This window comes from Streptomyces fodineus, from assembly GCF_001735805.1.
In the GTDB taxonomy this organism is placed as follows: domain Bacteria; phylum Actinomycetota; class Actinomycetes; order Streptomycetales; family Streptomycetaceae; genus Streptomyces; species Streptomyces fodineus.
The window spans coordinates 2312861-2334545 of the sequence record NZ_CP017248.1 but is presented as its reverse complement, the minus strand read 5'-3'; the positions used below and the strand labels follow the sequence as shown (position 1 = coordinate 2334545).

23 protein-coding genes are annotated in these 21685 nt (G+C 70.5%); 11 read left to right on the top strand and 12 right to left on the bottom strand.

What is annotated here, in order from left to right; genetic code table 11:
- Positions 1-117: 117 nt before the first annotated feature.
- Positions 118-753, bottom strand: a complete 636-nt coding sequence (locus BFF78_RS09410; protein ID WP_069777880.1) for a TetR/AcrR family transcriptional regulator — start codon at positions 751-753, stop codon at positions 118-120.
- A 433-nt stretch (positions 754-1186) separates the two neighbouring features.
- On the opposite strand from BFF78_RS09410, the gene BFF78_RS09405 reads away from it, so the two are divergent.
- Positions 1187-3649 (top strand): SpoIIE family protein phosphatase, encoded by a 2463-nt coding sequence (locus tag BFF78_RS09405; RefSeq protein ID WP_069777879.1) that lies wholly within the window; start codon positions 1187-1189, stop codon positions 3647-3649.
- Positions 3650-4646: 997 nt separating this feature from the next.
- Positions 4647-5744, top strand: coding sequence for an IS110 family RNA-guided transposase (locus tag BFF78_RS09400; RefSeq protein ID WP_069777878.1), 1098 nt, complete (start codon positions 4647-4649; stop codon positions 5742-5744).
- A 441-nt stretch (positions 5745-6185) separates the two neighbouring features.
- Here the strand turns inward: BFF78_RS09400 and BFF78_RS09395 are convergent, their stop codons facing one another.
- Positions 6186-7238: a fatty acid desaturase family protein gene (locus BFF78_RS09395; RefSeq protein WP_069783481.1), complete on the bottom strand. Its 1053-nt coding sequence runs from the start codon at positions 7236-7238 to the stop codon at positions 6186-6188.
- Positions 7239-7486: 248 nt separating this feature from the next.
- Here BFF78_RS09395 and BFF78_RS09390 point away from each other — a divergent pair, with 248 nt between their 5' ends.
- From BFF78_RS09390 to BFF78_RS09380, 4 genes are all read left to right on the top strand, one after another.
- Complete coding sequence (locus BFF78_RS09390; protein ID WP_069777877.1) at positions 7487-8464, top strand: magnesium transporter CorA family protein; 978 nt, start codon at positions 7487-7489, stop codon at positions 8462-8464.
- Positions 8465-8603: 139 nt separating this feature from the next.
- Entirely contained in the window at positions 8604-9191 is a 588-nt protein-coding gene (locus BFF78_RS43000) for a DUF5994 family protein (protein WP_335755317.1), read from the top strand.
- A 6-nt stretch (positions 9192-9197) separates the two neighbouring features.
- Complete coding sequence (locus BFF78_RS50080) at positions 9198-9722, top strand: hypothetical protein (RefSeq protein WP_373304000.1); 525 nt, start codon at positions 9198-9200, stop codon at positions 9720-9722.
- A gap of 283 nt (positions 9723-10005) precedes the next feature.
- Positions 10006-10491 (top strand): DUF5994 family protein, encoded by a 486-nt coding sequence (locus BFF78_RS09380; protein WP_069777876.1) that lies wholly within the window; start codon positions 10006-10008, stop codon positions 10489-10491.
- 39 nt (positions 10492-10530) lie between these two features.
- Here BFF78_RS09380 and BFF78_RS09375 read toward each other — a convergent pair whose 3' ends face one another.
- The 3 genes from BFF78_RS09375 to BFF78_RS09365 all read right to left on the bottom strand — a co-directional run bounded on the left by BFF78_RS09375 (position 10531) and on the right by BFF78_RS09365 (position 13599).
- Positions 10531-11799, bottom strand: a complete 1269-nt coding sequence (locus tag BFF78_RS09375) for an ATP-binding protein (protein WP_069777875.1) — start codon at positions 11797-11799, stop codon at positions 10531-10533.
- Between the two features lie 119 nt (positions 11800-11918).
- Positions 11919-12782 (bottom strand): slipin family protein, encoded by an 864-nt coding sequence (locus BFF78_RS09370; protein ID WP_069777874.1) that lies wholly within the window; start codon positions 12780-12782, stop codon positions 11919-11921.
- 124 nt (positions 12783-12906) lie between these two features.
- Positions 12907-13599: a DUF5994 family protein gene (locus tag BFF78_RS09365; protein ID WP_069777873.1), complete on the bottom strand. Its 693-nt coding sequence runs from the start codon at positions 13597-13599 to the stop codon at positions 12907-12909.
- A 354-nt stretch (positions 13600-13953) separates the two neighbouring features.
- Between BFF78_RS09365 and BFF78_RS09360 the strand changes: the two genes are divergently transcribed.
- Positions 13954-14559 carry a DUF5994 family protein gene (locus tag BFF78_RS09360; protein WP_055707165.1) on the top strand — a complete coding sequence of 202 codons (606 nt, stop codon included), beginning with the start codon at positions 13954-13956 and terminating at the stop codon, positions 14557-14559.
- 62 nt (positions 14560-14621) lie between these two features.
- Here the strand turns inward: BFF78_RS09360 and BFF78_RS09355 are convergent, their stop codons facing one another.
- From BFF78_RS09355 to BFF78_RS09335, 7 genes are all read right to left on the bottom strand, one after another.
- On the bottom strand, positions 14622-15863 hold the full coding sequence (locus BFF78_RS09355; protein WP_069777872.1) for a PP2C family protein-serine/threonine phosphatase: 1242 nt from the start codon (positions 15861-15863) through the stop codon (positions 14622-14624).
- A 350-nt stretch (positions 15864-16213) separates the two neighbouring features.
- Positions 16214-16369 (bottom strand): DUF6131 family protein, encoded by a 156-nt coding sequence (locus BFF78_RS46785; protein ID WP_099054839.1) that lies wholly within the window; start codon positions 16367-16369, stop codon positions 16214-16216.
- A gap of 85 nt (positions 16370-16454) precedes the next feature.
- Positions 16455-17060 (bottom strand): hypothetical protein, encoded by a 606-nt coding sequence (locus BFF78_RS09350; protein WP_069777871.1) that lies wholly within the window; start codon positions 17058-17060, stop codon positions 16455-16457.
- A gap of 28 nt (positions 17061-17088) precedes the next feature.
- A complete protein-coding gene (locus tag BFF78_RS09345) occupies positions 17089-17715 on the bottom strand; it encodes a DUF6286 domain-containing protein (RefSeq protein WP_227025780.1) in 627 nt (208 codons plus the stop codon).
- 112 nt (positions 17716-17827) lie between these two features.
- The gene (locus BFF78_RS09340) at positions 17828-18235 is read right to left on the bottom strand and encodes an Asp23/Gls24 family envelope stress response protein (protein ID WP_030645373.1); all 408 of its coding nucleotides are present in this window, start codon (positions 18233-18235) and stop codon (positions 17828-17830) included.
- Positions 18232-18399 carry a hypothetical protein gene (locus BFF78_RS46780; protein ID WP_030645371.1) on the bottom strand — a complete coding sequence of 56 codons (168 nt, stop codon included), beginning with the start codon at positions 18397-18399 and terminating at the stop codon, positions 18232-18234. Before BFF78_RS46780 ends, BFF78_RS09340 begins: the two co-directional genes overlap by 4 nt.
- 84 nt (positions 18400-18483) lie before the next feature.
- The gene (locus BFF78_RS09335) at positions 18484-18972 is read right to left on the bottom strand and encodes an Asp23/Gls24 family envelope stress response protein (protein ID WP_069783479.1); all 489 of its coding nucleotides are present in this window, start codon (positions 18970-18972) and stop codon (positions 18484-18486) included.
- 153 nt (positions 18973-19125) lie between these two features.
- Here BFF78_RS09335 and BFF78_RS09330 point away from each other — a divergent pair, with 153 nt between their 5' ends.
- The 4 genes from BFF78_RS09330 to BFF78_RS09315 all read left to right on the top strand — a co-directional run bounded on the left by BFF78_RS09330 (position 19126) and on the right by BFF78_RS09315 (position 21326).
- A complete protein-coding gene (locus BFF78_RS09330) occupies positions 19126-19701 on the top strand; it encodes an RNA polymerase sigma factor (RefSeq protein WP_171151366.1) in 576 nt (191 codons plus the stop codon).
- The gene (locus BFF78_RS09325) at positions 19692-20363 is read left to right on the top strand and encodes an Asp23/Gls24 family envelope stress response protein (protein ID WP_079161233.1); all 672 of its coding nucleotides are present in this window, start codon (positions 19692-19694) and stop codon (positions 20361-20363) included. Before BFF78_RS09330 ends, BFF78_RS09325 begins: the two co-directional genes overlap by 10 nt.
- Entirely contained in the window at positions 20360-20725 is a 366-nt protein-coding gene (locus BFF78_RS09320) for a hypothetical protein (RefSeq protein ID WP_227025779.1), read from the top strand. Before BFF78_RS09325 ends, BFF78_RS09320 begins: the two co-directional genes overlap by 4 nt.
- 97 nt (positions 20726-20822) lie before the next feature.
- A complete protein-coding gene (locus BFF78_RS09315) occupies positions 20823-21326 on the top strand; it encodes a hypothetical protein (RefSeq protein ID WP_159032981.1) in 504 nt (167 codons plus the stop codon).
- Positions 21327-21685: the final 359 nt, after the last annotated feature.

Sequence of the window (21685 nt, the reverse complement as noted above, 5' to 3'; positions counted from 1 at the left end):
GGCAGCGCCCGCCTGGTCGAGGACCCGCCCCCTACCGCCAGAACGCCATGCTCTGCGGCCCCCGCCCCCTGTCCATCCAACTGTGAAGCCGCGTCGTCGGCAGACAGCACATCGTCTTCACGCCGCAGCGGGAAGGGGCCGCCGGGCGAGGTCACGGGCCTCGTCCGCGGAGACGCCAAGCATGTGCAGGAGCGTCTCGGCCATCTTTGCGGCTGCATGGTCCCTGTCGGCCTCGGGCTGATGGGACCAGAGCTGCAGGAGCGCCAGCAGGCTGCCGTTCAGCACGGTCAAGGCGATCATCGGGTCGACCACGGTGAAGCGGCCAGAAGTCATGCCCTGCTCCACGTCGTGTCTCGCGCGCGGAGCCAGTCCGCAGCCGGCGCATATGCGGCCGAGCTCGCTGTGGCAGAGAATCCGCATGATCTCCGGGTGTGAGCTGGCCATGCGTGCGCTGAGCCGCATAGCGGCGGCGAGGCGCTCGGCGGGGTCGTCGACGCCGTACAGATGTTTGTCGACGGCCCGGGCGAACTCCTCCAGTGCATCGGCCACGGCTGCGTCGAACAGGTCCGGCTTGGACGTGAAGTGGTTGTAGAACGAGCCGAAGCCCACGTCGGCGAGCTCCGCGATGGTCCGGATGCTGGCGCTCGTATCGCCCGAATCGGCCAGGAGCTGCCGCGCGGCGCGGACGAGTGCCTGCCGGGTCTCGGCCCGACGGCGTTCGAATCGATTCCTGGGTGAGGCTGACATCGGCATACACCGCACACAAGGTCACCAGTTCTGATGAATTCATCATCACGCTGCCGCTGCGAATTGTCCAGCCTGAACCTCGCCGGGCCCCAACTTCGCCGCCCAGGGGTCAGTGATTGCAGCGGCGACAGAGGCCGCCTCGCCTCCCCCCGTCGCACTGCATGGCCACATTTGATTGAACGATCAGTTTCGGTGGCCTTGACGATGAAGCAGTCGTATCTGACAATTTCATCAGAAGTGGGCAAAATGGTGCAAAGGTGGTGGATGTCGGGCCACGGGTCACAGGGCAGCGGCGGAGACCGCCCGCTGCACCACAAGGCTCCCGCTACCCCCGGGATCTCCGCCTCCTGCCCATCACCGTCCACCACGGCTACAGACCGGGCGGCCGCGCCCGCATGCCGGCACTCCCTCACCTCCGAACTGAAGGGGATCAACCACGATGACGCATACCGACCACACGCCACTCGCCAAGCCGGTGAGCCCCGGCGAGATACCGGACTCGGCGATAGCGGTGATCAATGCGGACGGGACGGTGGCGGCGTGGACGCAGGCCGCTGAGCGACTTGTCGGGTACTCGGCCGCGGAAGTGGTGGGCCGATCCGCCGCGCATGTGCTACCGCCCCCTGAGGAGGCCCGAATGGCTTCGCTGTTCGCCGAGCAGCGCAGTGCCCAAAGTGGCTGGTCCGGCACCGCCGCGGTCCGCCACCGCGACGGCCACACGCTCAAGATGTCGCTGCGGGTCTCGCTGTTGTGGGGACAGGACGCCGGCACCCGGTGGCTGGTATCCGTGACCGACATAGGCGCCCTGTCCTCGGAGCCTGCCAACGGACCGGTGCGGGAGTCGCTCCTTGCCCATGCACCGATCGGCATCGTGGTGTATGACCCACAGTTGCGCTGTACCTGGGTGAACGACGCCATGGAGCGCCACGACGGCATTCCCCGTGACCGGCGCTTCGGACGCCGCCTGAAGGACTCGCTGCCCGCCGTGGAGGCCGAAGCGCTCGAGGTGGTGATGCAGCAGGTGCTGCAGAGCGGTACCACCATGGTCCACGAATACCGGGCGTGGCCGCTGTCGGACGGGCGCCGTGAACATGCGTTCTCGGCCTCGTTCTTCTGCCTCCAGGACGCGGACGGCACGGCAATGGGAGTGTGCTCCATGACCGTGGATGTCACCGGGAACCGGCGGGCGCGCGAACGCCTTGCCATCCTCAGCGAGGCGAGTACGCGCATCGGCAGCACCCTCGACGTCATGCAGACCGGGCAGGAACTGGCAGAGCTCGCGGTGCCCCTGCTGGCCGACCACGCCCTCGTCGACCTGGTCGAGTCGATTCCCTTTGGCGTGGAACCCTCGGCACGGATCGGCACGACGAGCAGCCGCCCGCCGCTGCTGCGCCGTGCCGGCGTGGCCTCCATCGACCTGGGACTCCTGGAGTTGCCGTGGGTGCGGGAAGAGGTGATCCACACCCACCCGAGCTCATCGTTCGCCGTCGCCCTGCGCACGGGCCGGTCTCACCTGGAGCCGGTGCTCGACACCCAGGCCGGTCCGTGGGTCGACCACGACCCGGTGCGGGCGCAGAAGGTACGCGACAGCGGCGTCCACTCCTTGATGGTCGTGCCCATCCGTTCGCGGCGCAGCGTGATGGGACTGGCGCTGTTCGGCCGCTCCACGGAACAAACGCCGTTCCAGGAGGACGACCTGCTCCTCGCCGAGGAGCTCGTCACCCGGACCGCGCTCAGCCTGGACAACGCCCTGCAGTATGCGCGCGAGCGCACCGCGGCCCTCACCCTGCAACGCGACCTGCTGCCCCACCGGGTGCAGGGCGGTGCCGCCGTCGAGGTCGCCTCGCGTTATGTGCCGGCCGACATGGACCACGGTGTGGGGGGTGACTGGTTCGACGTGATCGAGCTGTCCGGCGCACGGGTGGCCCTCGTCGTCCGCGATGTGGTCGGACACGGCATCAACGCCGCGGCGACCATGGGCAGGCTGCGCACCGCCGTGCGCACGCTCGCGGACCTCGACCTGCCCCCGGACGAACTGCTGACACACCTCGACGACACGGTCCGGCGGCTGAACGACGAGGACACCGACGACACCGACCAGGCCCCCGCGGTGGTGGGCGCCACCTGTCTGTACGCCGTCTACGACCCGGTCACCCGGCGGTGCATCATGGCGCGGGCCGGGCATCCACCGCCCCTGATCGTCGACGCACAGGGCCGGGTCACCGTCCCCGACCTGCCCGCCGGAGCCCCGCTCGGCCTCGGCCTCGGCCTGGTCCCCTTCGAGTCCGTGGAACTGGAACTGCCCGAAGGAAGCGTGCTCGCCCTCTACTCCGACGGGCTGGTCGAGTCCCGGGACGAGGACATCGACGCCGGCCTGCGCCGCCTGGGCGCCGCCCTGGCACATCCGGGCGCATCCCCGGAGGACATGTGCTCGCGAGTTATGGAGACCTTGCGGAGTCACACGCCGGCCGACGATGTCACCTTGCTCCTTGCCCGGACCCGCGCGCTCGAGCCCACCCAGGTCGCCTCCTGGGACCTGCCGAACGAACCGGTCACCGTCCCGGCAGCCCGGCACCTGGCCGCCCGTCAGCTCAGGGAATGGGGTCTGGAGCCGCTCGTGACGCCCGTGGAGTCGATCGTCAGCGAACTGGTCACCAACGCCATCCGCCACGGCGGCGGACCCAGCCGCCTACGGCTCATCCAGCACCGGGTGCTGACGTGCGAGGTCTTCGACAGCAACACCGGCCAGCCACGCCCCCGCCATCCCCACACGCTCGACGAGCACGGCCGCGGCCTCCAGCTGGTCGCACAGCTCTCGCGCCGGTGGGGCTCCCGCTGCGCAACGGACGGCAAGGTCGTCTGGGCCGAACAGGACCTGCCCGCCAGGGCCGGTGCCCTGTGACCCGTCGGCGAGCCGCGCGCGACAGGGGTCGTCCGCGCGTGTCGGTCTCTCGTAGCCGCAGGGCTCTTACCAGGAAGCCAGCGTTATGGATCACCCAGTGAATGGTGAAGACGCCGACTCGGTAGGCGCCTCCCAAGCAGCTATGAGTTGTCTTTGGTGCCGGTCCCGGCCGGGGTGTCCGCCCTGGACGGCCGGCAGTCGCGGTGCTGGACGACCGAGGCGTGGTGGTGGGGCGGACCGGGACAGCAGAGGATCTGACGGGGTTCCACGCCGATGACGTCCACGGCCGCCCCGTGTGGCCCTGCTCTTCGCCGCAGTGGCCGCAGCCGTGGTGATGAGGCGACTTGCCAGGTCCTGAGCGTTGCCTCATCGCACGGTCCACCGTCCTCAGTGGGTTTCGGATTGAGGAGTCGGCCATGGAGCCTTCGGAGAGGTATCGAAGACCGGCCACTCGTCGTGAAGTTCGGCCGGGACCGCCTAGGCATCCACCTCGTGGCCGAGTCGAGGGGAAGCCGGCGAGGATCTCGCGCAGTGCCTACAAGGATTTGCGGCCAGCGGCTTACAAGGGAGGGTCTGAGGGCGTTCCTGCCATGGCCGACGAAGGACTGCCGGGATGGCGGACCACACGGCTGTCCGTCAAGGTCGGTCACGAGTGGACGAAGAGTCAACGTACTGTCAGCCGGTCCAGGCCAGGTTGAGCGCCGGTTCGTTCGAAGCCATCCGGCAGTGATCGAGTCACGCCGTTGTGCCGGAATCGATGGGACGGTGGCGCAGTGCCGTCCCGGACGGGGGTCTGACTCATGAGATCTATGACCGAAGTGTCCAGTCACAGGCTTGTCGACTGTCGTTGCGGGATGGCGACTGCTGGTACCGAGCCACAGGGCGTGTCCCAATAGGGGCCTTGCCGATCTTCAGGCGCCATCACGGTTCAGACCGCCCGAGCAGGCCGGTGCCATCCACCCCAGCCAGCACGTCACCACGTCGGAGGCGAACCATCATGACGACCCGACAGCACAGCACCTCCTCGAGCACGGATCCGCCCGTTCGGCGCGAGGTCGTCCTGGGCGTGGACACGCACGGCGAGGTGCATGTCGCCGCCGTGATCTCCCCGCTCGGGAAGATCCTGGGCACCGCGTCCTTTCCGGCCACGGCGGCCGGCTATCGGCAGCTTCTCGTGTGGGCCCGCAAGCGGGGGACGGTGCGCCGTGCCGGTGTGGAGGGCACCGGCACCTTCGGCGCGGGCCTGGCCCGCTACCTGCTGGCGCAGCAGGTCGAGGTATACGAAGTGAACCGCCCCGACCGCTCGGCCCGCCGGCTGCTGGGGAAGTCGGATCCGCCCGACGCTCAGGCCGCCGCGCGGGCCGTGCTCAGCGGTCGCGCCCGGGCCCGGGCCAAGTCCGGCGACGGTCCGGTGCACAGCGCCCGGATGTTCAAGCTCGCCAAGGACTCCGCGGTCAAGGCCCGTACCCAGGCGATCAACCAGCTCAAAGCCGTCCTGGTCATCGCCGATCCCGCACTGCGGGAACGCCTGTCCAGCCTGGGCAACCGCGAGCTGTTCCGCACCTGTGCACGCCTCGGGCCAGGCGACGGTGAGGACGGCGAGAACGCGGTGGCCCAGGCCACCCACATGACCCTGAGAATGCTCGCCGAGCGCATCGAACAGCTCACCGGGCAGATCGATGAGCTGAACCAACGCCTGACCCGGCTCGTCGAACACCACGCCCCACAGCTGCTCGTACCGGTGGGCATCGGCCCGGACAGCGCCGTCACCCTGCTGATCACCATGGGAGACAACCCCGAGCGGCTGAACACCGAGGCGTCCTTTGCTGCCCTTTGCGGAGTCAGCCCCGTCGAGTACTCCTCCGGCCGTCGGAGCACGCGCCGGCTCAACTACGGCGGCGACCGACAGGCGAACGCCGCCCTGCACCGCATCGTGTTCACCCGCCTGCGCCACGATGCCCGCACCCAGGCGTACTACGAACGCCGCACCCAGGAGGGCAAGACCCGGCGTGAGATCATCCGATGCCTCAAGCGGTATGCCGCCCGGGAGGTATTCAGCCTGGTCAGACCGGTCTCCCGCACTCCCGTGTTATAGGGGCGTCCTGTGAGAGGGCGAAGCAGTGAAGCCCTTCCGGGAACCATCCCCCGACGGGGCTTCTGCTCGGAGCCATGAGACGAAGCCCCGCCGGAGCGCTCCGGCGGCGCTTCGCCGTGATCTCGACTGTGCTTGCGCGCATGACCGCGTTCGGCTCCGCACACAGTGCGCGCTCCTGCGATGCTCGCGGGACGCTGGATTTGCGATTGCGCCCATCTGGGAGGGGAGCCGTAAGACGACGCAGCCGCGCCGGGAAGCCGACGGGGCCGTTCCAGCCGCTGGGTCTCACCGGATCACTTCAGCCGGGCACCGGGAAAAGGCGCTGGAGTACGGCAAGGGCATCTGGATGCGTTACAGCTGCCGACTCATGCGAGCGGTTCGACGGGATTGCCTCCTGGTTCAGACAGGGCGGCGAGATCATCTACCGTCGGCGCCGGTGCGTCATGCTCGGGCGCTGCTGATACGGGCTCGCCGCAGTGGCGCTCCTGCTCGGTGGAGACTGGCGAGTGCTTGCCGGTAGGAGGCGATCAGTCCGGTTTCCAGATAGTCGACTCCCAAGTCCTGGCAGTAGTGGCGGACGATGGTCCGGGCCCTGCGCAGGTGGGGGCTGGGCATGCTGGGGAACAGGTGGTGTTCGATCTGGTGGTTCAGGCCGCCCAGGGCGAGGTCGGTGAACCAGCTGCCGCGTACGTTGCGTGCGGTGAGGACCTGCCGGCGCAGGAAGTCGGGGCGGTCGTTGCCGGTCAGGGTCGGCATGCCCTTGTGGTTGGGGGCGAAGAGGCAGCCGAGGTAGAGGCCGAACAGGCCCTGGTTGACGGCCAGGAACGCGATCGCCATGCCGGGTGGGAGGACGAGGAACAGTGCGGTCAGGTAGGCGGCGGTGTGCCCGTAGAGCAGCGTGCCGTCCAGGGCGCGGTTCTTCAGGGTGCGGTTGCCCAGTGCTCGCGCGCTGGAGACATGAAGGTTGACCCCTTCGAGCAGGAGCAGGGGAAAGAAGAGGAACGCCTGCCGACGGCCGATGATCCTCGGCAGTCCGGTCGCGGCGCGGGCCTGGTCCTGGGACCACACCAGCAGGTCCGGGGCGATGTCGGGGTCGAGGTCCTCGTGGTTGGGGTTGGCGTGGTGGCGGGTGTGTTTGTCCTGCCACCATCCGTAGCCCATCCCGATCGCGGCCCCGGCGATGCGGCCGGCCGTCTCGCTGGGCCGGCGCCGGCGGAACACCTGGCGGTGCGCGACGTCGTGGGCGAGCAGAGCCACCTGCCCGAACATCACGGCGAGGAACGCGGCGAGCGCCAGGGTCCACCACCCGGCGCCGATGACGACGAACGCGCTCCAGCCCCCGGCGTAGGCGACGGCCACGACGATGGACCGGACGGTGTAGTAGCCGGGGCGCCGGTTCATCAGGCCGGCCTCGGCGATCTTCTTCGACAGGCGGGCGAAATCACTGCCACCTGCGGGGGGAGGCGGGCGACGGCGCGGGGTATGCGTGGTCATGGTCTCGGAGCGTCCTTCCCGGCTGACGGGCCGCATCCGGTCGTGCGGTGTACGCCGGATGCGATGCGGCAGCCGGGTACCCACATCCCTGCCTTCGGACCGGCACCCGATGCTCGTCGGTCGGAGCTCCGGATGTCGCGGGCTTTGACGTAAGGCCCCCACGGAGGGTGGCTGCTGTCGATGAACCTGCCGCGCTGGCAATCGGGGCGAAGCGGCATGACAGGGGTATAAGACACTAGCCTCGGGCCATGGTGACGCGCACCCGGCTGTATCACGACGGCACTCTGGTCCTGGAGGGCTTTCCCGTCAGTGACGTCCCTGCGCATCTCGCTGATCCGGCGTCGGTCCTGTGGCTGGACCTGCACCGGCCCGGAGCCGATGAACTCACCATGCTGGGTCAGGAGTTCGGCATCCACGAACTGGCTCTGGAGGATGCCGCCCAGCGTGGACAGCGGCCGAAACTCGACCGCTATCGCACCCACGAGTTCCTCAGCGCCTACGCCGTGACCGTCAGCCCGGACGGTGCGGAACTGACGTACAGCGAGATCGCCGTATTCCTCACCAGCCAGGCCATGATCACCGTCCGCAAGGACGACGGCCTCGACATCGAGGACGTCGTCGCCCGCTGGGACGAGAGCCCGGACCTGGCCGGCCATGGCGTCGGATTCCTGCTGCACGGTCTGCTCGACCATCTCGTGGACGGACACTTCGCCGCGGTCCAGCAACTGGACGACAGCATCGAGGAGCTGGAGGGCCTGCTCTTCGCGGCCGGGCGCCGTGAGGTCGAAGCCGTGCAGCGCCGGGTCTTCGCACTGCGTAAGTCGCTCGTCCGGCTGCGCCGCGTCGTACTTCCGATGCGCGAGGTGGTCAACGGGCTCATGCGCCCCGGCCTGCACCTGATCAGCGACCCTCTCGTCCCGTACTACCAGGACGTCTACGACCACGTGCTGCGTGCCACCGAGTGGACGGAATCGCTGCGGGACCTGGTGGCCTCGGTCATGGAGACGAACCTCTCGGTCCAGGCCAATCGCATGAACCTGATCATGAAGAAGGTGACGAGCTGGGCCGCGATCATCGCCGTACCCACCGCGATCACCGGCTACTACGGCCAGAACCTCCCCTATCCCGGTTTCGGCCGCGAGTCGGGATTCATCACCTCCGCCGCAGTCATCGTGATCCTGTCCGCATTGCTGTATCTGACGTTCAAGCGCAAGGACTGGCTCTGACCGGCATCGGCACCGGCGACCAGGTCCTGAAGGTAGGAAACTGCCTGGTCATCCCGGGCTTTTCGGACCGGTGAGCGGAGTAGTGTTGAAGACACCGGGAGTTCTTCGCGCACCGGCTCCGACGCGGGTGCCGTTCCCGGTGATCGACAGCGCCGGGCCGCACCCACGAGCCCGGGGACAGGTCCGCGCCATGGCTGTGACCATTGACCGTACGACATCGATCAGATGTGCGCCGCCGCAGCCGGCCCGGCTGTCCCTGACGCCCGCGCCGGGCGGGCTGGACGGTATGTGGTGGCCTCGCTCCCGTGCCTTCACCCGTGAGCTGCCGTCGTTGACGGCCGCATTGGGCGATCTCTGGGGTCGTATCACGGGTGTCACCGTGCACCCGGCCTACTGGCCCGTCCTGCCGCACTGGGTGTCCTACGCCGGGCGCACCGTGCAGGTGGGCTGGTCCACCGAGGAGCAGGATCCCCACAGACTCACTCTTTTCTCCGCTGACGGCCGCCGGGACGTGCTGGTGATTCCGCCGGAAACCGGTGCGGATGCCGCCGCGCAGTTGATGGTCGGCGACGGCGTCGATGCCTCGGCCCGGGAGCAAGCAGCAGACAGGATCGATGCACGAAACAGGGAAGAAGCCTGGGAGGCCGACGGCGGAGCAGGTCGACCGTCGTCCCTGCCCCGGCCCATCGGCTCGGCAGGGCCTTCGCCCGCCGGTCGGCGGAGGTGAGATCCCATGCTCGTCATCGCCGTGGCCGTGCTGCTCGTCCTGATCGCCGTCGGAGTCGTTCTGATCCACCGGCTCAACGGCCAGCACGCCGAACGGATCGCTGCCTTCCACTACAGCGATGTTCTGCCGGGGATCGGGCGTCGGCCCCGGAGACACCGTCGGTCGGTGGACGCGACCGTTCCGACGCGCCCCACCGCGACGGCGACCGCGGATGACATCGGCTTCGGCCCGACCGTGGGCAGTAGAGGAAGGCGCGTCATGGCGATGTTGCGGGACCGGAAGACGTACCGCGAGAGGATCATGCAGGCTCTGTACCAGGCCGCCGAGGGCAATCGCCTCCTGGGTGTCGATGGGGCGAAGCTCCGCACGGACCTGGGTATCCCTGAGCAGGACATGGCCGCTGCCTGTATGTACCTGGCAGGTGAAGGCTGGGTCGTCGTGGACTGGGAGAGGGGCAACACGCCCGGGATGATCACGCTGACGCACCAGGGGATCCGGCAGATGGAGACGGAAGAGGAAGGGCGTGGCTGAACCGCCGCGTCGGCTTCTCGGACCGAAGTGAACCCTCGCAAGGATTGCTTATGGCGGATTAGTCCCTTTGACGTAACCTGGAAAGCGGGTCGGCGCACGCTCACGTGCAATGACCCGGAAGGGCGGCTCCGGCGGGTATACGCCGGAGCCGTTGCCTGTTTCCGCAACCGCGCCTGCGGCGAAGCGCTCGCGGGCGCGTCGTGCGGAGTACCGTGAGGTAGCAGGGTCGTATCGTGGTCGCACGCCGTGCGGTCGCACTGCTCTCTGCGGACGGGCGGACACCATGGCAGGCTCAGACACCCCCGACTTCCCCAGGCTCCTGCCGGACGCCGTGCACCGGTCGGTGAAACCCGGAACGGCCCTGCTGCGACTGGAGACCACCCACGCACGCGAGGGAATCCTGGACGGCGCATGGTGGCCGCGGTCCCGGGACATCGGTGCCGAGCTTCCCTCGCTGATCTCCGCGTTGACCGAGCATCTCGGGCCTGTCACCCGGGTCGGTCTGGACGGCAGCGCCTGGGACGAACTGCCGACCCGGGTGATGGTCGACGACCGGGTCGTGCACATCGACTCCTTCCCGGTCGGTGACGACACCGTCCTCATCACCCGAGGCGAAGGGGACCTTTTCTCTCTGTTGCTGGTTCCTCCGGACACGTCGCCCGACGCGGCACGCGCCGCGATGGCCAGGGCCGTACGGGCCGAAAACGTCACCGAGGCCAGGCAGATCCTCATCGAAACGGGCAGCGACACGCCACCTACGCCGGCCTGACACGTCCGTCGCAGATCGACTCCCCACCCGGCCTGGACGCTAGATGCGGGCGAACTCCTCCGTCTGCTGGGCGAATTCCCGGGCCATGGCAGCGCTGACCGTGGGCTTGGTGTCGCAGATCGTGTCCAGGTAGTCGTCGGTGGTGGGGGTGGTCCGGGTTCCGGTGTCGAAGGTGCGCTCGAACTGGGCCTGGGAGACGGTACGCGCCGCGTGGGCGATGTCGGCGGGGGTGAACCCCTCACTGGCGGACGCGAGTACCGCGCTGTCGGCCCGCGCGCCCGCTCGGGCCAGGTAGCTCTCCCACAGTGCGGTCCTGGCGGTGTGGTCGGGAGGGCCGATCGGCAGCACGTAGTCGAAGCGGCCGTGCCGCAGGAACGCGGAGTCGAGCGTGGTCACGTTGTTCGTGGCGCAGACGAGCAGCCGTCCGTCCTGGCTTCGGAACCGGACGATCGCCTTGAGCAGTTCGTTGACGACGCCGACAGCGGTCGCGTCCGCGCCGCCGCGTTCGCCGGCGACCTCCTCGACCTCGTCGATGAAGACGAGGACGTGGTCGAGCCGGGCGATCTCGTCGAAGCGCCGGTTCAGCCCGGTCGCCAGGCCGTACTCGGCGGCCAGACGGGCGGGGAACAGTTCGAGGAAGGGCCATCCCAGGCGGCTGGCGATCGCGTGCGCGAACGTGCTCTTGCCGGTCCCGGGCGGGCCGAACAGCATCACCGCCCGTGGCGGTTCCACTCCGTGCTGGGCGGCCAGTTCGGGATGGGCCAGCGGCAGGACCAGGCGCCGCTCGATGAGCTGCTTCTCCCGTTGCATGCCCGCGACCTTCTGCCAGAGCCCCCCTGGCGGCAGCTCCGCTCCGAGCGAGGACAGCGTGCCGGCCGACTGCGGGGTCACCGGTCCGCGTTTCTCGAAGAAGACCAGCCCGGGGCGGGCGCCGAAGTCGCAATTGCGCAGGGCGGTGGCACCGGTCTCGCCCTCGGGCAGGGCGGCGTGCACCGCTCGGACGCCGGCGGCGAAGACGCGTTGCTCAAGGGCGGTGATCAGGGCACTCCCCAGCCCGCGCTGCCGCCAGCCGGGCGCCATGCAAATGCGCAGAATCCATGCCCGTTCGCCCTCCACCCTGCTTACCGCGGCGCCGATCAGCACGTCGTCGGCCGTGGCCACCACGGCCGGGTGGCGGGTCTGGAGGGCCGTCACGGCGTCCGAGAGTGGGAAGAGCGGCGGCTCCTCGGTCGTGCCGCTCTGCATGTCGACACGGATCACCGCTTCGAGATCGTCCTGGGTGTAGTCCCTGACCCGCCAACCCGTCATGATCAGCTCCGCGTGTTCGGCCGTACCCCCATCATCAGCCGGTGCCCGGAGGACGCGCGCGACAGGCGACGGTCACGAATCCTCCCTGGCGCCACGGATCGCTCGGGCCGTGGTCGGCTTCACGCCGCGGTGCCGGGCGCGCTGCCTGCCGGGCTGAGGGACGTGTCGGTGCGGCCGGTGCCGGCCGGTGGCGCTGCCGCGGCGGGTGCGGCGGCAGCGGTTTCCCGGGCGAGGAAGGAGCCGAGCTCGCCGATCGTGCTCATGAGGGGGGCCGGGAAGACGACGGTGGTGTTCTGGTCGACACCGATCTCCACCAGGCTCTGGAGATTGCGCAGTTGAAGCGCCAGGGGGTGGGCCATCATGGTGTCCGAGGCGTCGCCGAGCGCGGCTGCGGCCAGGGACTCGCCCTCCGCGTTGATGATCTTCGCTCGCTTCTCCCGCTCGGCCTCGGCCTGGCGGGCCATGGCGCGCTTCATGGTGTCGGGCAGCTGGATGTCCTTGAGCTCGACCAGGGTGACCTGCACACCCCAGTCGACGGTGGTGACGTCCAGGATCTGGCGGATGTCCAGGTTGATACGGTCCGTCTCCGACAGCGTCTCGTCGAGCGTGTGCCGGCCGACGACCTTCCGCAGGGTGGTCTGGGCGATCTGGTTGATCGCCGCGTTGACGTTCTCCACGGCGACGACCGACTTCACGGCGTCGACGACCCGGAAGTAGGCGACCGCCGACACGTCCACGCTCACGTTGTCCCGGGTGATGATGCCCTGGGACTGGATCGGCATGGTGACGACCCGCAGCGACACCCGGTGCAGGGCGTCGACGAACGGGATGATGAACCGCAGTCCCGGGGAGCGTGTTCCGACGAGTCGGCCGAAGCGGAACAGCACTCCCTTCTCGTACTGCTTGACGACCTTCACGGACAGGGCGAGGGCCAGGACGGCCAGAAGACCGATCACGACGATGAGAACGATCAGGGCTTGCATGTACTGCTCCTCGGGACGAGGACCACGTCGGGCGGAGACTCGCCGGTCGAGACCCCTGCATGTGCCTGCGCCGGCTCGTGAGGCAGGTCCGAAACCCGTGAAGGCACCGGTCGTGGCGGCCGTCTCACATGCCGATGACCAGGCGACTGGCGCGATCCGTCCCTGCCGGAACGGCCGCTGAGGCGGGGCCGTCCTCCTCGTGCTTCCCTGCCTCGTCCGGTTCGAGTGGCCGGTCGGCGGCGGAGACGGCGTGCCGGGTCTCGTCCGCGGCGATGAGAGCGCTTGCGGTCAGCGGTGGGCCGTCGTAGTCGGACGCGGCCGCCATCAGGCGGGCCGCCGACTCCGTCTCGGTCTCGGGCGGGATGACCAGCAGGTCCCAGCGGCCGGTGCCGTAGGAGAGCAGCAGCAGCTTGTGCGGGTCGATCTCCGGGGTGAACCATCCGGCCTTGACGACATGACCGCCCACGGGGATCTCGTGCGGGATGACCGGCCAGTACTTCGGGTTGACGGCGATGCGGGTGATGCGGCCCCACAGAGGGTCCAGCACATCGGTCAGTGCGGGCAGCTCGCTCAGCAGGTCTCGGGAGCGGGGCCACCAGGCACCGTCCAGGAGGCCGCGCGACGGGCCGTCGGTCTTCAGCGCGAGACGCACGGCCGGGGCTGCGACGGGCTCGTGGTGTGGCAGGAGTTGGTGCAAGGTCGCCGACATGATGCGGACCCGTCTCCGGGCCGCCTTGGCGGCGCCCCGGGTTTCGTCTCTCGCCGAGAACGACCCGGCGTGGAAGCCGGTGTGCGAAATGCCCTCGGTGCTGTCCACGGTACTCCGCACACGCCGGGGCGGTTGTGGAGACGCCGCCGCATTCGGTGAAGCGGCTGTCGATACCGGCGGGAAGTGGGCTGAGGGCGCCGGGGCACGTCGTACGCCGGCTACCGGACCGGTCTCACGCCCGACGGCTCGCATGCCCTGGCCGGCACTCCTTGGCTGTATTGCGCGGGAGGTTTTCCTCGTGTTCCGTTCAACCCCTCGCTCCGCATCGGTCCGCCGGGCGCGGGCGAGGAGTATCCTGGTGATTACCGAGAGCATCTCGTACACCGGCTTCCACGCCGGGTCGTTCTCGGCGATTCATGGCAACCGGGCCGACCGTGACCGGCCCGGGGTTGGGTCCGCGTCATGACCGCGACCATTCCGTTCACACCCGCAGTCGGAGACCGGGCCCCTTCTTCGTCACCGCTCCGACTCACGCTGGCGCGGGCCGGCGCCCCTCCGGCCCTGATCGACGGTGCCTGGTGGCCCCGTTCGCGCAACCTGACGGAGGAGCTCCCGGCGCTCGTCGAATGTCTCGACCCGCTGTGGGGGCGGATCACCCGGATAGCGGTGAGCCGCACGTTGTGGCCGGTCATCCCGGGTGAAGTGCCCGCGCACGGCCACATGGTGCGCGTCGGCTGGTCCAACGCCGGGCAGGACCCCCACAAGCTGTTGCTGCTGTCCCACACCTTCGGCCGCTGGGACCTGCTGGTAATCCCACCGGAGACAGCCCCGGCCACCGCGGCCCGGCTCATGGCCACGGCCACCGACCCGTCGCGGAGCCTCACGGCGACCGGCCTGATCCATGAGGCCGAACGTTTCCGGGCCGCGGCAGAGGCAGCGGCCGACTCGGACTCGCTCCGGGAGGCGGTCTGGGACTCCGAAGGCGGACACGACGCCCCCCACCCCGCCTCACGCACTCCTGACGGACCGGTCACCCGTCACGTGCCCACCGCGGCAGCAGGAGTGTGAGAGATCGGCGGTGGGGGAAAGGCTGCGTGCCGTCGGCCCTTCCCTGGGGGTGGGAGGCTGGCTCACTCCGGGAGGGCGAGGTCGTCGGTGGCGCTCCCGCGCCATTCGATCAGCAGGAGCGTCGCATCGTCCGTGGTGATCCCGCCCCGCGCCCGTTGCAGCGCGTGGGAGAGGGAGCGCGCCACCGTCCGGATCTGTTGGGCCGTGGGCTCAAGGTGGTTCACCCACCCGATGAGCTGCTCCTCACCGAATTCCTCACCGCCGACATCGCGCTCCTCTATCAGTCCGTCGGTGAAGCACAGGATCCGGTCGCCGGGGGTGAGAGCCACTTCACTGATCCGGGGATCGTGACCGCCGAAGCCGACGGGCAGCGTCGTCGGGCCATGCAGCCGTCGTACGACACGGTGTCCACGGATCAACAGAGGAGCGGGATGTCCGGCGTTGACCCACTGAAGCCTGCCCGTAGCCGTGTTGAGCCGCATCATCTGAGCGGTCACGAAGTGGTCGGGGCCGAACTGCTCGGCGACGGCCCGGTCCATGAACGCATAGATCTCCGACAGGCCGACGCTGATGCGCCGGGCATGCCGGTAGGCTCCGATGACCACCGTGGCCATCGTGGCGGCATCCAGTCCGTGGCCCATCGCGTCGACCATGGCCACATGCAGGACATCGCCGTTGAGGGCGTAGTCGAAGCTGTCGCCGGCCACGTCGTAGGCGGGTTCCAGCATCCCGGCCAGCTCGCCCCGGGGCGTGGACATCGCCGGCGGCGGCAGCAGCGACCACTGGATCTCCGCCGCCACACTCATCGGTTCCCTGCGGCGCAGCCGGAAGAACAGATCGGTGTAACCGTGCTTGGTCACCAGCATGTCGGCCACGAGTGAGGCGAGCCAGCGCAGCAGCCGTCGCTCGTCGTCGTGGAGGCGGTCCAGGGTGACGGCCAGGACGCCCACCTGGTCGCCACCGTCCAGCAGGGGCAGGGAGACCCGCACACCGCCAGCCTGCGGCACCTCGACGGGACGCGCCTCCTGGAAGGCACGACCGGCATCGGAGCCGTCGATCGGCTGCGGTTCCCCGGCCACCAGCCCGTCACCCGGCAGGGGGACGAGCCACACCTGGCCGTAGTCCTGCAGGAAGAGCGAGGTCTCGCGGCCGTCGAGCATGCCGATCTGCCGTGCGACGAGCGGACCGAGCTCGTGCGGCGGCAACTCGTGCCCCTGGTCCAGCAGGACTCCCAGGAACTCCTCCCCGAAGCGCTCCGACCGGGCGGAGCCTTCCCCGGGTCCTTGCCGCTCACCACCCGTCATCGCCGTGGCCCGGGGGGGCGTTCTGGCGGATCTTCACGAAGGTGCTGTGCATACGAACTCCCGACGGAGACTCACCGGTCGACGCGGTGGGGAACTCCCGCCCGGATCGTGGGGGTCGATCCACCGACTCCCCATCGAGTCGGCCGTGCGCTCGTGCGGCGAGGACCGACACAACGGCCACCGGGCGCCCCGCGTCCGAGCCGAGGCGGCTGGCCGGCACCGGCGGCGGCCTCAGGCGGATCGACCTCTTCGCCGTCGTCGTCCGCCGCCGTGGCCGTCCGGGTGGGGTCCGCGCCGTCTGCCGGCCTGCCCGCAGCATGGATCACTGCCCTGCAGGGCGATGATCCCGCCTACCAGTAGTGGCGTCGACCGGCGACGGCGTGTCCCATCGCGCCGAGGATCCACAGGATGGCTCCGACGACCAGCAGGATGATCCCGATGGTCCACAGGATGGACAGGCCGGTGAGGAAGCCGACGACGAGCAGTATGACGCCCAGGATGATCATGATCTCTCCTTCGGGGAGCGGTGCCGGCACGCCCGCGAACCGCGGTGGGCCGCAAGGGCGTCGGCGGGAACGGCTGATCTCCTCCTTACTCCACGCGGTGTGGTCCGTGGCGACTGACCTGTAGGCGGACCTCGGTAGGCGGGTCAGGGAGGCCGGTGGACCGGCGAGCCGTGCTGAGCGGGCCTTCGCAGAGGGCGCCGAGAGTGGCGCCGGGCGTGCCCTCGGGGGTGAGGGTGAGCTTGATGCGGGTGCGGTGGCGGCCCGGTCGGCCGGTGATGAGTACGGCCGCATGGCCTACCCCTGGCAGGGCACCGGCTTCGTTCGCGATCGCTTCGCTGAGTGCGCGGTCGCGCAGTTCGACGCCCTCCTGCGGGGGTGTGCCGCCGACGGGCAGTGAGCCGGGGCGGTGTCGGCTCAGCTGGGCGAGCAGCCACCACAGGGCGAGGAGGGCGGTGAGGACGAGGGCGGCGATGACCGCGGGCCACCACCAGCCCTGGCTGCTCCAGCGGGCCCGGTCGGCGGAGCCGAGCAGGACGTCGGCCGGGGTGGTCAGGGGCCAGCCGGCGGGCGGGGCCAGATCGTGCCGCCTGTAGAGGTCGAGCCCGGCGAAGAGGATGAGCAGTCCGCCGCCGAGGAGGACCAGCCCGGCGAGGGCCAGCAGAGTGCGGTTGAGGGCGGATCGCGGCGTCATGGCGGGCTCCGGTGCTGCGGGTCTTGTGTCAGCGGGTGCGTCGCCGCGCCCGTACGGCGATGCGGGGAGGACGGGCGAGGGCGAGCCGGTCGCGCTCCTCGTCGAGGACGGCGGTGAGGTCGTCCTTCACCTGTCGGGGGTCGCGGAAGCGGACGTCCGCGCGGGCTTTGATGCGGTGGCGGCCCACCAGGACGTGCGCCGCGCCGACTCCGGGGACCCGCATGGCGGCGTCGCGCAGCAGGACGGCGGCGCTGTTGCGGTCCACGAAGGCCCGCAATCGCGGGCAGCCGGCGGGTGAGCGCAGGGGCAGCCAGCGTCGCTGACCGGGGGTGAGGGCCAGGACGATCAGCCAGACGCCGACGGCGGCGGCCACGGCGGCCCCCGTCAGCATCCACACGTCGTCCACCGGGCGGGTCGCCAGTTCGTCGGCCAGGTGCCGTCGCCAGGCCGCGGCCGGACGTCCTGCCCGTACGGCGACGACGTCGACGAGCGTCGCGACCGCGGCCACGAGGATCACCGCGGCGACCAGCGCCGCCGTGACGCTGCGCGCCGACCACTTGCGACGGGTTCGGTGCCCTCCTTCGCGCTCACCGGCTGTGAGGTCCGAGGTGGACACGTCGCGTTCGGGAGGATCGGGCTCCTTCGTCAGCGGCACTGCGGCACGGTGCCCGGACGACGCGGAGCCGCGGCCCGGGGGACGTGGACCGGATGTCATCACGATCGCCCTTCCTGCACGGCGTGCCCGGTGACCCGGGCCGCCCGGCCGCTCACCGGACCCGCCCCCGGCTCGAGTCGGTGGCGGTCACCAGCCGCCGGACGGTGAGGAGGACCTCTCCCACTCGCAGCCCGGTCAGCTGGGCGACCCGTTCGGCGACGTCCCGCTGGATCCGCTCGCAGACACGCGGGATGTCGGTGGGGTAGGGCAGGTCCATGGTCAGATGCAGGCGCACCGATCCGGTACGGACGGCGGCGGAGGCGTGGGGTGCCGCAGGTCCGCCCCGATCGGGCGGTACCGCGGCGCGCCGCGCCTGCGCCGCGCGCGCGGCCTGCGCGGCGATACGGGCGACCACCCTGTCCGGGATGACGGTGGCGCCCCGCTCGGCCGGGGGCGGCAGCCCGGCGGCCGGCGCCGGCGGGCCCGACCCCTCACCGGGGGAACCGGGCCGGGTCTTCACCGCTGCCTCCGTGTCCGGAGGTCCAGGTCGCCCTGTACGACGAGGCCGACGATCAGCCCCGCCGCGCCCAGGACCAGCACCAGCAGAAACGCCCAGAAGCCGCCGAAGTAGCCGGCGAAGCCGAGGGCCATACCGGCCGCGAGTCCCGTCGTTGCTGTGTTCATCTTGCACTCACCCGTCTCGCGAGTGTCCCTCCCGCCGTGATCATCCGCTCGTGCCCGAGGACACGGCGGTGCTCCCGGCAGCGGTCACCTCACGCGGCCCTCGTCCGGTCCGGTCTGTTCCTCCTCGTCGTCGGGCAGGTGGACGTCGTCGACGGCGATGTTCACCTCGACGACCTCCAGGCCCGTCATCCGCTCCACGGCGCTGATGACGTTGGTGCGGACGTCGCCGGCGACGTCGACGATGGAGACGCCGTACTCGACGACGACGTCCAGGTCCACCGCGGCCTGCCGTTCCCCGACCTCGACCTTGACGCCGCGGGTGACCGCTCCGCCTCCGCCCCCGGGGACGTGTTCCCGCATGGCGCCGAAGGCGCGCGCCATCCCCGCTCCCAGGCTGGAGATGCCCGGTACCTCGCGGGCCGCCATGCCCGCGATCTTCGCCACCACACCGTCCGCGATGGTGGTCCTGCCCCGTGTCTCGGCCGGAGCCCCGGCCCCGGTGCGGCCCTTGAGCGCGCTCACGCCCGCTTCGGGCCGGCTGCCCCCGCCGACGCTGGTGATGTTGTCCGTCATGGCGGTCGCCTCGATCGGTCGGCCGGACACCGGAATGGCGCCCGTCGAACGTTGGACATACCGGGCGGCACAATCCTCACGCGTCTGGCATGTGATGTGCGTCACAACTCGTATCGGGGGTACACGATCGTTCCGAGCCTGCGTGGGAGCGTCATGATCGAACGCACTGCTTCCCCACGACTGGGGTGCGACCTGCCCGACCGCCTGCTGGCGGTACGGGCGGCCGAGGGAGACGAGGACTCCTTCGCCGTTCTCGTCCAGCGGCACAGCCGGTCCCTGCTGACCCTGGCCCGTTGCATGCTGGGCAACCCCCAGGACGCCGAGGAGGCCGTTCAGGACGCCTTCGTCAGCGCCTGGCGCCACCTGCCGGAATACCGCCACAGGGCGGAGTTCCACACCTGGATGTACCGGATCACCGTCAACCGCTGCCAGACCATGTGCCACCGACGGCCGCCGCCTCTTTCCCTGGACACCGTCGCCGAACCCGCGGCGGGCGACGCGTGGAGCCAGCCCGCCCGGACCGCCGAGGAGGACGCGGCCATGGCCGCCCTGTTCCGCGCGCTCGCCGAGCTGGACGCCGGACAGCGGGTCTGCTGGATCCTGAGGGAGGTGCAGGGCCTGCCCTACAAGGAGATAGCGCACGTGACGCGTACCGACGAGCAGACGGTACGCGGCAGACTGTTCAGGGCACGCCGATCCCTGCAGGAGGCGATGGGCTCATGGCGCTAGACGACCCGCACACGCGGCCTCCCGAACCGCCCGGAGCCGACGGGCCCCGCAACGGCTGGGCCGCCGCCGACGTGCCCCCGATCGCAGGCGATGAGGTACTGCCCTGCGGCCGCCTGCTCAGCCGGGTCTGGGAACAGGCGCGGGACGCACCACCGGCCGCGGACCCGCACCCGGTGTCCTGTCCATACTGCCGAGAGGCGGTCGAGGGACTGGCCACGGTGAACGCGGCCGCCCGGACGCTGCGCGACGAGGACCCTCCGGGCCTGCACGCACTCGCCGACCGGGTCATGGACGTCGTCAGGGCAGAGGTCCGGTTCGGGCGGCTGCTGCCCCTGGCCGACCCCGACCGGGACCTGCGGATCGCCGAGAGCGCCGCGGCCAAGGTGCTGAGGCGGGCCGCGGACACGGTCCCCGGTGCCAGGGCCGCGACCTGCCGGCTCGTACACGAGGGCAACGGCACCGACGTGCGGGTGACCATGACCCTGGCCGCCGCCCTCGACCGCCCGCTGCCCGACCGGGTCCACCAGGTACGCCGATCGGTCCTCCACTCGGCCGGACAGGACCTGGGGCTCACGGTGACAGCCGTCGACATCACCGTGGCCGACGTACTGGAACCGGGACCGACCCTCGGTCCCCGCCTCCCGACGGGCGGTGGCGGATGATGACCGCCACCGGCACCACCGCGCTCCTCGGCGTCGCGGCCGAGGCAGCCCTCGCGGTTCCTGGCGTGGCCGCCCTGCAGCCCCGCCTCGCCCGGCGCCTCGCGGCAGCCGCCGCGCCCGCCCGGGCGGACACCACGCCGCCCGAGGCCGGCGTTCGCGCCGACCGGGCGCCGGACGGTTCGGGATGGCACATCGAGGTGCGCTGCGTCCTGACGGAGGGTCGGCGGGCGCTGGACATCGCCCGAAACGTCCACGACCGGGTGACAGCCGCCCTCGTCACCCACCTCGCCACCCACGGTGCCGCGGAGCCGGTCACCGTCGCGGTCACGGTGACCGGTATCGCCTGGCGCGACGCGGCATGAGCGGCGGCGCGGGCACAGGCCCCACGAACCGTCGTTCGGCAAGCTGGCTTCCCAGGGCGGAAGCGGCCGCGGGGCCCCAGGCGGGCAGGTGGTCGCCATGGACGAGGATGAGGCGGACGCGGCGCTGCGAGCGGCGCTCGACCGGCTGGCGTTCGCCACCCGGAGCGCGGCGGCGCTGTCGAGCACGCTGGACGCGGTCGAGGGGCTCAGGCGGGTGTGCCGCGTGCTGGTGCCGGGACTGGCGGACTGGTCCGCGGCCGATCTGATGGACGAGGACGGCGCCGTCGAGCGGGTCTGGGTCTCGCACCGTGACCCCAATGCCGCTCTGCCCGGCCTGACGGGACCGTTGCCGCCGGTGCCGGAGACGGTGACGGGCCCGCTGTCCCGGGTGCTTTGCGGCGCCGGCCCGCTGCTGTTGTCGGCCGGGCGGCTGCCGACCGCGCAGGAGGCGTCCGATCCGTTGCAGCACATCGCGGCAGGCATTCGGGTGCGGGGGACTCGGGAGGGGGACCCGGAGGTGGGCCGCGTTCAGCAGCGCATCCATGGGGCCGGCTCGACTCAGGCTCCTCCGGTTCAGCCAACGAGCCGGGGGAGCCGCTGACGTGACCGCAGTGACGGCGCCCCGCGATGGCGCCCTGGCCCCGCCGTTGGTGTGGCGGGTGGCGACGGGGAGTTCCACGCACGATCTGTGCCATCGTGACCCGGGAGGTGCCCTCGTCCCGCGGGAGCGCTGCCCGCTGTTGTGGGCGCTGGCCGGGAGGCGTGCGGCACGCGGGGACGACGACAGGTGCCTGCGTGGTGACGGACGGCTGGTCCCGACGTGCTCGGTCAGACTCTGGAGGTGGACGAGGCCCTCGCCCGGTTGAGCCGCAGCCTTGCTCCCCGCCTCACGGACCGGGCCGCGGTGGACCTGCGGGTCGGCTCCCGTCCGGCTGGGGCGACAAGTAGCCCTGGCCGTTT